General features: G+C 61.2%; 9 protein-coding genes. 4 read left to right on the top strand and 5 right to left on the bottom strand.

From position 1 onward, the window contains the following. Window positions 1-84: 84 nt before the first annotated feature. Window positions 85-489 carry a hypothetical protein gene (locus MU846_RS10625; protein WP_246952527.1) on the top strand — a complete coding sequence of 135 codons (405 nt, stop codon included), beginning with the start codon at window positions 85-87 and terminating at the stop codon, window positions 487-489. A gap of 373 nt (window positions 490-862) precedes the next feature. On the opposite strand, the gene aceF is transcribed toward MU846_RS10625, so the two are convergent. The 5 genes from aceF to MU846_RS10600 all read right to left on the bottom strand — a co-directional run bounded on the left by aceF (window position 863) and on the right by MU846_RS10600 (window position 9652). Continuing rightward, complete coding sequence (gene aceF, locus MU846_RS10620) at window positions 863-2602, bottom strand: dihydrolipoyllysine-residue acetyltransferase (protein WP_246952525.1); 1740 nt, start codon at window positions 2600-2602, stop codon at window positions 863-865. Between the two features lie 29 nt (window positions 2603-2631). Continuing rightward, on the bottom strand, window positions 2632-5331 hold the full coding sequence (gene aceE, locus MU846_RS10615; RefSeq protein ID WP_246952522.1) for a pyruvate dehydrogenase (acetyl-transferring), homodimeric type: 2700 nt from the start codon (window positions 5329-5331) through the stop codon (window positions 2632-2634). A gap of 364 nt (window positions 5332-5695) precedes the next feature. Beyond that, complete coding sequence (locus MU846_RS10610; protein ID WP_246952520.1) at window positions 5696-6544, bottom strand: regulatory signaling modulator protein AmpE; 849 nt, start codon at window positions 6542-6544, stop codon at window positions 5696-5698. Continuing rightward, window positions 6541-7107 (bottom strand): 1,6-anhydro-N-acetylmuramyl-L-alanine amidase AmpD, encoded by a 567-nt coding sequence (gene ampD, locus MU846_RS10605; protein ID WP_246952518.1) that lies wholly within the window; start codon window positions 7105-7107, stop codon window positions 6541-6543. Before ampD ends, MU846_RS10610 begins: the two co-directional genes overlap by 4 nt. A gap of 226 nt (window positions 7108-7333) precedes the next feature. Beyond that, complete coding sequence (locus MU846_RS10600; protein WP_246952516.1) at window positions 7334-9652, bottom strand: DUF1631 domain-containing protein; 2319 nt, start codon at window positions 9650-9652, stop codon at window positions 7334-7336. A 291-nt stretch (window positions 9653-9943) separates the two neighbouring features. On the opposite strand from MU846_RS10600, the gene nadC reads away from it, so the two are divergent. From nadC to MU846_RS10585, 3 genes are all read left to right on the top strand, one after another. Continuing rightward, complete coding sequence (nadC, locus tag MU846_RS10595; RefSeq protein ID WP_246952514.1) at window positions 9944-10813, top strand: carboxylating nicotinate-nucleotide diphosphorylase; 870 nt, start codon at window positions 9944-9946, stop codon at window positions 10811-10813. Between the two features lie 173 nt (window positions 10814-10986). Further along, window positions 10987-11130: a hypothetical protein gene (locus MU846_RS10590; RefSeq protein ID WP_246952512.1), complete on the top strand. Its 144-nt coding sequence runs from the start codon at window positions 10987-10989 to the stop codon at window positions 11128-11130. Between the two features lie 305 nt (window positions 11131-11435). Beyond that, window positions 11436-11813, top strand: coding sequence for a glycine zipper family protein (locus MU846_RS10585; RefSeq protein ID WP_246952510.1), 378 nt, complete (start codon window positions 11436-11438; stop codon window positions 11811-11813). Window positions 11814-12138 lie beyond the last annotated feature (325 nt).

Below are 12138 nucleotides of genomic sequence, written 5' to 3'. Positions count from 1 at the left end.
TTGCTGCATATTGCTTGCACACTGCAAACGCAGACTGAACCTGTCGCATCCACTGATGCAGAAATTCAGACAGGAGCAGTAAGCATGAAACCCACCTTGAGAACTACCCTGATCGGCGCATCCCTGCTGGCCCTGCTTGCCGCCTCCGGCGCCAGTGTTGCCGGCCCCCGTGACGGCGAACGGCGCAGCCACGCAGAGCGCTTTGCCGACACCTTGCAACTGGATGACAATCAACGCCAGGCCATGGCCGACATCTTCCGTGAGCAGCGCCTGGCACAGCAGCAAGTGCGCGCCGAAACCCGGAGCAAGATCGCCAGCATCCTGTCCGCAGAGCAGAAGCAGACGCTGGCCGAGCTGCGCGCCAAGCGCGAGGCAAGATGGGAGGAACGCAAGGCACGCATGGAGGAACGTCGTGAAGCCCGGGCGGAACGTGGCGAGCGCAGTGAGCGCGCCCACCGTGGCGGCCATCACGCACGTACGACGCGCTGAGCTGCCAGCGCTCGTCGTAGCTGGCTTGAGCCGCAGCTTCAGGCATTATCGGTAGAGATAGACCGGCGGTAGAGACAGACTGGCGGTAGAGATAGCCAGTAGTAAAAATACACCGGCGGTAGAGATGTACTATCGGTAAAGGTGCATCCGCAGTAGAGAAGCCCCGCCAAGCCAAGCCAAGCCAAGCCAAGCCAAGCCAAGCCAAGCCAGTATCAGCGTTTACGATACATGCAGGAAAAATCCCGGCCTAAAGCCGGGATGACGAACGTGAAGGGAACCTGGCGCTGCGAGTGCCCCGGATTGCTCCGGGGCACCTGCGTTCAGCTGGTGCAATAGCTGAGGTCGCTCAAGTAGCTAACGTAGCTGGGCACACCTAGAGCAGCGCTCTGCGCATATCCGCCAGTACCGCAGCAAGGAAAGTGGTAAAGCGTGCTGCATCGGCACCGTCGATAACGCGGTGATCGTAAGACAAGGATAACGGCAGCATGTCACGAGGCTCGAAGCCTTCGCCGTTCCAGACCGGCTTTTTCTGTGTACGGCTGACGCCCAGAATAGCCACCTCCGGCCAGTTCACGATTGGCGTAAAGGCGGTGCCGCCGATGCCGCCCAACGACGACACACTAAAAGTCCCGCCCTGCATTTCCGCCGGCGACAGTTTGCGGTTGCGGGCTTTTTCCGCCAGCTCGCCCACCTCGCGGGCAATATCCACCACGCCTTTGCGATCCGCATCCCGCACCACCGGCACCACCAGGCCATTTGGGGTATCCACCGCCACACCAATATTGATGTAGTGTTTCTGGATCAGTGCTTCGCCACTTTTTTCCAGTGAACTGTTGAAGTGCGGGAATTCCCGTAACGCCACGGCACAGGCTTTTACCAGAAACGCCAGCATGGTCAGTTTCACGCCTGATTTTTGCAGCCGCTGGTTTTCACTCTGGCGGAACGCTTCCAGCGTAGTGATATCCGCCTCGTCAAACTGCGTGACGTGGGGGATCGTCAGCCAGGCGCGATGGAGGTTGCTGCCGGCCACCCGGCGCAGTTTGTTCAATTCGATACGTTCGGTTTCGCCGAATTTGCTGAAGTCCACTTCTGGCAGATCAAGATCGAAACCACCGCCAGACGCGGCGGGCCGCTGGGTCAGCAACCCTTTGACGTGTTCATGCACGTCGTCTTTTATGATCCGGCCTTTATCGCCAGAGCCTTTGACCTGCGCCAGATCAACCCCGAGCTTGCGGGCCAGCTTGCGCACCGCCGGCCCGGCATAGACTTTGGCCGAGGAGGGCTGCCGGCCGCTGTCCGCGTGTGACGACGCTGTGCCAGTGGGCGCACCCTCTCCCGAAACCTGAGCCGAAACCTGCGCCGGAACCTGCGCCTCCGTGCGCTGCTTTTTATCCGCAGAAGATTGCTCTTCCGCATGATCTTTTTCAGCTTTTGCCACTGATGCAGCCGGCGGCTGTGCCTCGGCATCTGCGCCGCTGGTTTCAAGCTCCAGCAAGGCGTCGCCGCTGCTGAGCTTGTCACCCACTTTGGCGATAATCGCTTTTACCACGCCTGTTTCCGGCGACGGAATTTCCAGCGATGCCTTGTCGGATTCCAGCACGCCGATAATCTGCTCCTGCTCAATACGGTCGCCCACATTGATATGCAGCTCGATCAGTTCGGCACCTTCGATATCGCCCAGATCAGGCACAGGAACCACCTTCACTTTGGCAGGCGCTGCCGGCTGCCGTGCTGAAGCAGCCGGGGCTTCATCCTGCTCTGCGGATGCATTTTTCTGTGCTTCTTCATCCTGGGCTTTCTCATCCGGCGAGCTGCCCTGCTTCGATGCTTCATCAGCCTCAGCGGCCACAGCAGTGCTACTTTCCGTTTCGGCTGCGCCGGTATCCACTTCCAGCAACGGATCGCCTTCCTGCACACGATCACCGGCTTTCACCAGCATCTTGAGCACCTTACCGCCCAGCGGCGCCGGCACCTCTACTGTCGCCTTGTCGGATTCCAGCACCACAATAGTGTCTTCGGGATCAATCTGATCGCCGATCTTTACCGGCACCTCGATCACATCAACAGGATCGCTGCTTCCTGTGTCGGGCACCTTGATGATTTCAACGCTCACGCGCCACTCCTTCTTTTGGAAGTTGCCGTTCAGGCCCGGGCCGGATAGACCTTATCCGGGCTGATGCCGAATTTCTCCAATGCACCGGTGACTACAGAAGCCTCCAGCTCACCCGCGTCTGCCAGCGCTTTCAACGCGGCAATCGTCACGAAGCGGCGGTCGACTTCAAAAAACTCGCGCAACTTCGCTCGGGAATCACTGCGCCCGAAGCCGTCCGTGCCCAGCACCTTGTACGGCGCTCGCACATAAGGGCGTATCTGATCGGCGTAGATCTTCATATAATCCGACGCCGCGATGACCGGGCCGCTACGGTCCGCCAGGCATTTTTCCACCCAGCACTGGCGCGGCGCAGCCTCGGGATGCAGCATGTTCCAGCGCTCCACCTCCAGGCCCTCGCGCCGCAGCTCGTTGAAGCTGGTCACACTCCAGACATCGGATTCGATCTTGAATTCCTCACGCAAAATATCGGCTGCCGCTTCGACTTCGCGCAAAATAGTGCCCGCACCCAACAGCTGCACGCGCTTCGGGGCTTTCTTCGCTTTCGAAACCCGCCCTTCGTGCAGCAAATACATGCCCTTGCGGATGCCCTCTTCAGCGCCCTCCGGCATGGCAGGGTGGGTGTAGTTCTCGTTCATCAGCGTGATGTAATAGAACACGCTCTCCTGCTCGTGATACATACGCCGCAGGCCGTCTTGCAGGATCACCGCCAGCTCATAGTTGTAAGCCGGGTCGTAGCTGATGCAGTTGGGCACGGTACTGGCCAGCACATGGCTATGGCCGTCCTGATGCTGCAACCCCTCGCCGTTAAGGGTGGTGCGCCCTGCCGTAGCACCGAGCAAGAAACCCCGTGCGCGCAGATCGCCTGCCGCCCAGGCAAGATCGCCGACGCGCTGAAAGCCGAACATGGAATAGAAGATATAAAACGGCACCAGCGGCAGATTGTGGTTGCTGTAACTGGTGGCAGCCGCCATCCAGCCGGACATGGCACCCGCCTCGTTGATGCCTTCCTCCATGATGCGGCCTTTGGTGTCTTCACGGTAATACATCACCTGGCCGGCATCTTCCGGCTCATATTTCTGGCCGCCGGAAGAATAGATACCCAGCTGCCGAAACATGCCTTCCATGCCAAACGTCCGCGCTTCGTCGGGCACAATCGGCACCACGCGATCGCCAATGCCTTTTTCGCGAATAATGGACGACATCATGCGCACAAAGGCCATGGTCGTGGACAGCTCACGCTCACCACTGCCTTCCAGAAAATTGCTGAACAGGCTCAGCTCCGGCACCGGCAGTTTTTCCGACAGGCGCCGGCGTGCCGGCAGGCTGCCGCCCAGCGCGGCACGGCGCTCGCGCAGATAGCGCAACTCGGGGCTGTCTTCATCCGGCCGATAATACGGCAGGTTTTCCAGCTCCTTGTCGGAAAACGGCATGTTGAAGCGATCCCGAAAACCCTTGAGGCTTTCCAGGTCCAGTTTTTTCATCTGGTGCGCTTTGTTCACGGCCTCGCCCGCACCAGTGGCGTAACCCTTGATCGTCTTCGCCAGGATCACGGTCGGCTGGCCAGTGTGGTTCACCGCCGCGTGGTAGGCGGCATACACCTTGAACGGATCATGGCCACCCCGGTTGAGCGCGTAGATTTCATCGTCGCTCATGTCAGCGACCATTTCCTTCAGCTCGGGATATTTGCCAAAGAAATGCTCGCGGGTGTAGGCGCCGCCGTTTTTCTTGTACGCCTGGTATTCGCCATCCACACACTCTTCCATGCGGCGGCGCAGCTGGCCTTGTTTGTCTCGCTCCAGCAGCGGATCCCACAGCCGGCCCCACACTACCTTGATGACGTTCCAGCCGGCGCCCCGGAACAACCCTTCCAGTTCCTGAATGATCTTGCCGTTGCCGCGCACCGGCCCGTCCAGCCGTTGCAGATTGCAGTTGACAACGAAGATCAGGTTATCCAGCCGTTCACGGCCGGCCAGCGACAGCGCGCCGAGGGATTCCGGCTCGTCCATCTCGCCATCGCCGAGAAATGCCCAGACTTTACGGTCCTGCTTCGGGATCAATTCGCGGTTTTGCAGGTACTTCATGATGTGCGCCTGGTAAATCGCCTGAATCGGGCCCAGCCCCATGGACACAGTGGGGAATTGCCAGAAATCCGGCATCAACCAGGGGTGCGGATACGAGGGCAGGCCCTTGCCATCGACTTCGCGGCGGAAGTTATCCAGCTGCTCTTCGGTGATACGGCCTTCCAGATAGGCGTGCGCATAAATGCCCGGCGCCGAGTGCCCCTGAAAGTAAACCAGATCACCGCCGTGCTCCTCGGAAGGCGCTCGGAAAAAATAGTTCATGCCAACGTCATAAAGTGTCGCGGCCGAGGCAAACGATGCAATGTGCCCGCCAAGATCGTCATCGTTGAGATTGGCGCGCATGACAGTTGCCAGCGCATTCCAGCGCACCAGCGAACGGATGCGCCGCTCCATGAACATGTCACCGGGGAGCGGCGCCTCGTCACGGGGCTCGATGGTGTTGATGTAGGGGGTGGTCAGATCGGTGCGGTGCAAGCCCTGCTCGTGGGCCACATCCGCGAGGCGATTGAGCAGCCAGGAAGCGCGCTCCGGCCCGGCCTCGCGTACCACCGAGGCAAATGCCTCGAACCATTCACGGGTTTCGGCGGCGTCGGTGTCGTCAAAAAAGGTTGTCAGTAGCTCATCTTCAAAGATGCCACGCTTGTTCATCGGCAGTGCGTCCCTCTCACGTTACCCGGGTTGACCGGGCATGGACTGGCGATATAGCCGGGGGTCACCCGGCCATCGGCGAATTCAGGATCGGCACGCAGGGTGGGCGCGCCTTGCCCTCTATCCTGACGGAGTGTGACTCGCGGGTCAACGCAACAAGCAGCGAAAGCTGTTTCAAATCAATCAGCTACCGACAATAAAAACACGCCCCGCGACACCCGCTGGCATCACGTTTTGTCGTGGCGGCGCTTTGCAGGGATACCGTTTTGCTTAAAGAGTGCTCTGTATAGAGAGCGCATCACCACGCCCGCCTGCACTACGCTGTCACTGTTATATAGCACGCTCAGGGGAGCTGCTCTGGCGGCTAACCGGTCAGCACTGTCCACAAGCCGCCCAGAATCAGCCATATCGCCAGACACCGAAGCAACAGGCTTTGCAATGCCTCCAGGTGCGCAACGCCCTGCTCGGCGGTGATTATCGGCGGCGTTGGCATATCCAGGGCGGCCGCGGCGGCGTCGTTCAACAACGCCTCGCTGTTGTCCAGTTGCCAGATACGCTCTTTCACCGCCTCTGCCACCCGCCCGAAGTGCCCGGCCAGCGCCAGGCAAAGCACCAGCAACCGGGCTGGCATCCAGAACAATGCGGTGTGCATCGTCCACGCCGGCCCCTGGCGATCTTCGTCGTCATTACGCAGCAGCGCCAGATTGAGTTGATACAGCAGCGCCGCCCAATAGCCCAGCGTCAGCAACCAGAATATCGTGGCAAACAAATGGCGCGCGTCCTGTTGCAGAATGCGACGCGACAGCGCAGTGAAGTAACCTTCATCCAGCGGGCTACCGGCCATGCCAAAATGGGCCTCGGCCCCTTCCGCCAGCCGCTGCGGATCATTCATGCGGCTACGCACCAGCAGATCGTCCACCTGGCGGAATTCGCTCTCCCCACCGAGCAGCCATAGCAGCAGCAGCGTGCCGGCAACGAATCCCGGCAACCCCCACAAGATGCTGTGTAACAGCGCAAGCAGCAGCGCCACGATCAGCACTGGCAGCGCCACCAGCAACAGCCAGCGCGGCACGCCGGCCAGCCCCACCGGGGCTACGCGCGCGCGCCAGCGCTCCAGCACCATGCCAACGCGGTGGCGCTCCACCAGCCACGCCGGCCAGGTGAATTCCAGGCGCCGTAATACCAGCACCAATAGCAGGATCAGGAATTTCATGATTCTCGCCCCTCCTCCGCGGCCAGCATCCGTTGCAGCCGCTGCCAGTCAAATGCCGGGCCCGGATCAGTCTTGCGGCCCGGTGCAATATCGCTATGCCCGACTATCGCATCTGCACCGATGCCGGGATACGCCTTTCGCAAAGTCACCACCAGCGCCGCCAGCCGGTCGTACTGCGCGTTGGTGTAGGGCGTATCATCCGTGCCTTCGAGCTCGATGCCGATAGAAAAATCGTTACAGTTCGCACGCTCGCGCCAGACAGAGCGCCCAGCGTGCCAGGCGCGCCTGTCGCAGGCCACATACTGCCGCACCGCGCCATCGCGCCGTATCAGAAAATGCGCCGACACTTGCAGGCTGACAATACTGGCGAAATAAGGATGCGCCTCGGCCTTCAACCGATTGGTGAACAGATCATCTATATGAGGGCCGCCAAATTCGCCAGGCGGCAGGCTGATGTTATGCACGACAATCAGCGAGATATCCTGTGGAACCGGCCGCTCGCCAGCATTCGGAGAAGGTATATGGATGGCCTGATCCAGCCAATGATCTGTCAGTGTGAGCACGCCATATCCAGAAGGGTTGGGCCCGCACGGGGCACGCCCCGCGCAAACTGAAACACGGTCGACAATACACGACAAAGGAGCGCCAGTGGAGAGCACCTATCGAGAATGCCTGTCAAGAGCGCCCAACGAGAGCCCCCATCAAACACCTATCGGGAGCAACCATCAAGAGCGCGGATAGTGAGTATGGGCCTGATTAAAAGCACAGCCCAGAAGCGCCATAAGCGCCTCAGCGCTGGCTGGCGCCCTGCCGTTTGCGCAAGTCGCCGATCACAGCCTCCAGCGCCCGATCGAACAACGCCCCATCCTCGACGAGCTTGGCGCTCCCTTGCTGCAACGCGACAGCGAGCGTCATGGCGCTGTGCTCGCACACCTTGATGCCGCGTCGATTGATAAACACCAGCTTGCTGCCATGGCGCAGATTGGCCGCCAACCGGCAGCGCTGCGCCTGGCCATCTTCGGTAAACTCCACCCATTGGCCAGTGCGCATGCCCCGCAGCGCCCGCACCTGGGGATGATCTTCCGGCAGCAGCTCCGCCTCGGCCACGGCAACGGCGGGTGCCTCTGCCGGCGCCGGCTCCGGTGCAACCACCTCACGGGCGGTATCCAGCCCTTGCAGCAATTGCTGGTGCAGGGCCTGCAAACCGGCCAGCATCTCGCGCATTTCCAGCGCATCAAAGCTGATCCGCTCCAGGCCCTGGCGCAGGCTGTTCAGCAGTTTCGGGCTCAGCGTTTCAAGCTTTTTCAGCTCCTCGTGCTCACGGTGCGGCAACACACTCCAGATCACGGCATCCACTACCCGCACATCCCGTGCCCACGCCTCGCCCGCTTCACCTTCACGCAGGCAAGTGAGATACAGCACCTGTTGCCAGCCCTGCCTCAGCAGGCGCACCGCCAGCCCCGGCAAGGCGCGCCCGGCCAGCCGCTGATCCAGCACGGCAGCCACCGCAGCACGCGCCGCCTCGGCACGCGCACGGCCCTCTTCCACCTCACGAATGCGCGCCTCGACACGCTCCGTGTGCTGCACCTGCCGTTGGAAGAAATCACCAAACTCGCGCAACAACTCGCCGAACAGGGCGGCATCATCATCGTAGTCATTGAGGATGCGGAACACGGCTTCCTCGATGGAGAGATACAGCTCGTCATCCGTGCCCTGCACCGGGCTCCACTGGGCGCCGGCACGCGCCAGCAGATTCAGCAACTGGCGGGCCGGGTGTTCGTCGTTGCTGAAAAAGCCCTTGTCGCTGATCGCCACTTTCAATAGCGGGATCTGCAACCGTCCGATCAGCGCCTTGATTTCGGTGGCCAGCCCCTGGTCATCAAGAATGAAATCGAACAGCATCGAAACCAGGTTGATCACATCATCATCAGCCTGCTCAAGCGCGTGCACACTATCGCTGCCGTGCTCGGTTTCCAGCAGGCTGGCCAGCTCGGCCCGCACGTCGATCTCTTCGGGCACTGCAGCCTGCTCGCGCGCCTCCAGCGACGATTCAAGCCGTTGCAGCCGGTTGAGCAAATGCACCAGATCGGTGGAATCCACCGGCGCAACCTGGGTGCCCGGCGCCAGCGGCACACCGTTTACCACCGGCACGTTGTTGTGCATCACGGCAATATTGCCGGGGCCCTGGAGGCTGGCAGGAATGACCGGGGGCATGGCCGCTGCCGAATGCCCAGCCTCGGCCGAGGCGGCAAAATGCGGCGCACCACCCGTGGGCCGTAACGTGGACAACAGCTCCTGCAACAGCCCGAACATCTGATTCTGCTCGGTGGCAGCTTCGCCTTCCGTGGCCGGCCCCGCCGGGCCGTGAGCGGCCGCAGGCGCGTAGGCACGCCCGGCCGGGCCGCGCACCGGGCGGATCGGCGGCGCCTTGATCTCCGGTAGAATGCCTGCATCAATCAGGCATTGGTTGGCCTCGCTGACAACCAAACCGATCTCCGCCAGCACCATGCGCTCGAACAGCTTGAGCACAATGAGAGCGCTGCGGATATCCAGATCAAGCTTGTCCACACACAGGCGGAAGCACTCCGCCACCTGACGCGGCTCCAGCGGGTTGCGCCGCTCGCCAAATTCGTGGCGGCCTTCGAAAAGATATTCCAGCCGATGATTGAAGATGCGCAGCTGCTCGTCACAGCCACCCCGCGCCTTGCGGGCCATGTTGTCGATGGCGACGCCGGTTTCCACCTCGTCTTCGTTGACCAGCGCCAGGCTGTCGATGTCGATATCGTGATTGCCCAGCACACCGCCGGAATGATCCACCGCCAAGGCCCGGAAACTGTTGTGAAGCGCCTGCCGAAAGCCCGTCTCCAGCCCGGCCCGTTTGACGCGCAGCTCGCGCATTGCATCAAAATAGCGGTCGCGCTCGCCTTCCGCTGCGGATTCCGCCAGATCGAACAGCCGATCATCAGCGCCATCCAGCATCCCCGCCAGCAGGCGTGCAAGCAGCTCCGTAGTACGCTGCTGCACCTTCTCTAGCGGGCGTGGCAGCGCAACAGGGGTGGCATCCGGTGTGCCCTTCCTGACAGATTCCAGCCGGGCGACCTTCTTCATCTCAAGCTCCAGTGGCTTACGCGGGCAGGATTACCCCCGCCCCGCAGCGCCGGTACAAGCATCTCCGGGATAACCAGAACCCTAGCACGAACTCATCTAAATGAATTATGAACAGGTTAGCAGACCAGCCTAAAGTCGTAGATACGCGACGGACGGTAGCCCGGCCACACCAGCCACAGACAACTTCGCATAGAAAACAACCTGTTACAGCCAGATCCGGCGAGCATCTGCGCTCCGCTGGCGCATCGTGCTACCCTTGCGCCCCTCTGTTTTACTGACCGAGCCAGCACCATGACCAAAACTGCAAACCTCACGCCCCCCACCCTGCCAGAATGGGCCCGCGCTGATCTGCCCCGCCAGGTAGAAGCCGCCCTGCAAGAAGATATCGGCAGCGGCGACATCACCGCCGAGCTGATCCCCGGTGAGGCAGAATCCAGCGCACAGATCATCACGCGGGAAGACATGGTGCTGTGTGGGCAGCCATGGGTAGATGAAGTGTTTGCGCAACTCGGCGGCCCCGCCAGCCTTGATTGGCAGCACCAGGACGGCGAGCGCGTCCGAGCGGGCGAGACGTTAGTGAAACTACAAGGCCGCACGCGCACCCTGCTCACCGGCGAGCGCACGGCTCTCAACTTTCTGCAAACGCTTTCTGCCGTGGCCACCAGCGCCCGCCGCTACGCTGACCTGGTAGCCGGCACCGGTGTGACGCTGCTCGACACCCGCAAAACCCTGCCGGGCCTGCGCACCGCACAAAAATACGCCGTGCTGTGCGGCGGCTGCGGCAACCACCGCATCGGCCTGTACGATGCCTTCCTGCTGAAGGAAAACCACATCGCCACCCACGGCTCGATCGCCGCTGCCGTCGCCCAGGCGCGCACCTTGTACCCGCAGCGCTGGGTAGAAGTGGAAGTGGAAACCTTCGAAGAGCTGGAACAGGCTGTCGCCAGCGGCTGCGATGTGATCATGCTGGATAACTTCAGTCTGGAAGACACCCGCGAAGCCGTGCGGCGCGTCGGCGGCAAGGTGAAAATCGAAGCCTCCGGTGGCATCAACGACGATACCCTCGTCGCCGTGGCCGAAACCGGGGTGGATTACATCTCCATCGGCAGCCTGACCAAGCATATCCAGGCGATAGATTTATCCATGCGGGTCGTTGGCTGAAGCAAGCACAGAGGTGACGCCTGTCGCTTTTTCGCACAATTGCCCTCCCCAGGACAGGCGGCTAATATTTAGCCATGGCACACGCACACCTCCCCCCATGTGAGAGGCTTGTCACCACCGACGACAAACCTCTCCTGCAGGCCCTCATCTGGCAAGGCCGGCCTCCCCGCGCCTTGTCAGAAGAGGAGGCGCTGGCCATCTATGAACGCAATTGGGACTTTGCCGGCCTGCTCGCCACCCCCACCGAGGCAGAACTGGCCTTTATTCGCCAACTGGGCAAACGGCACCGGAGCTGGCTGGCAACAGCCACGCTGTAAACCCGTGCCCACCTCGCCCAGCCATCCCCGTCATCAGCGCATTCTTCGTGTATTGCAGTGGCTCAATGCCGATTTGCTGCGCACGCGACTTGTTAACTGCCTCCGCCCACTCCCTTGAAGCCGGACCGGGCAGCCCCGGCATTGATCACAGCTGCTGCGGGCAGATATTGAAGGCTCCCCCCCGCGAATGGCGCTCATGCGGCTTTTCGTGGCCACATCGCAAATGTAAAAGGCTTCTGGCGCACCGAACCCCGCGCAACAACACCGGTCATAAAACAGACAAATGCTGAATCGGGAGGCCCGTCATGCCAGCACGCCAGATTACGCCGCCGCTCGCCTTGCTGTTCGGTGCGCTCCTGCTGGTCAGCGGTTGTGCTTCGACCAAACGTGTCGTCGTCGATGACAAGGGCATTGATCAAGCTGCCTATCAACAGGATCTTGCGGAATGCGAAGCTATTGCCGATCAGGTTTCCACCGGCCGTGATGCGGCAGGTGGCGCTGTAGGTGGCGCGGTCATCGGCGGTGCATTGGGCGCAATCTTTGGCAACAGCAGCACCGCTGGGCGCATGGCAGGCGGTGGAGCCGTGGTTGGCGGCGCCAGCCGCGCCGGCAGTGCTGAACAGGAAAAAGGGCAAGTGCTGAGAAACTGTTTGCGCGGGCGGGGTTACCGAGTGCTGAACTGAGGGCCGCGCTCGCTATATCGTCTGGATTTTGACCGTCGCGCTTTCATCCGTCATTCAGGGCTGGTTCATAACGTGCATATGGACCAGGCCAATATACTGCGGCTGTCTCGCCCAAGGCCGGCGTGCAAGCACTACGCCGTAAACCAGGTGGCGTGCCCGCTGGTAGCGCCTTTCACTGACAATCAGCATCGTCATCCTCTTACACAAGTTGCTCGTTTTCGCTGACAGACAGCTCTCGCCCCCTCACGCATCATCCCTCTCAACAGGAGCTTCACCAGAGCCAGGGATGACTCGCCATGTCACAAAGCCACGACCAGAATTTCAA

Origin of the sequence: Alcanivorax quisquiliarum (assembly GCF_023051175.1) — a bacterium.
Classification (GTDB): domain Bacteria; phylum Pseudomonadota; class Gammaproteobacteria; order Pseudomonadales; family Alcanivoracaceae; genus Isoalcanivorax; species Isoalcanivorax quisquiliarum.
Note: the sequence above shows the minus strand (reverse complement) of the source record. Positions and strands in the feature narration are given on the sequence as shown.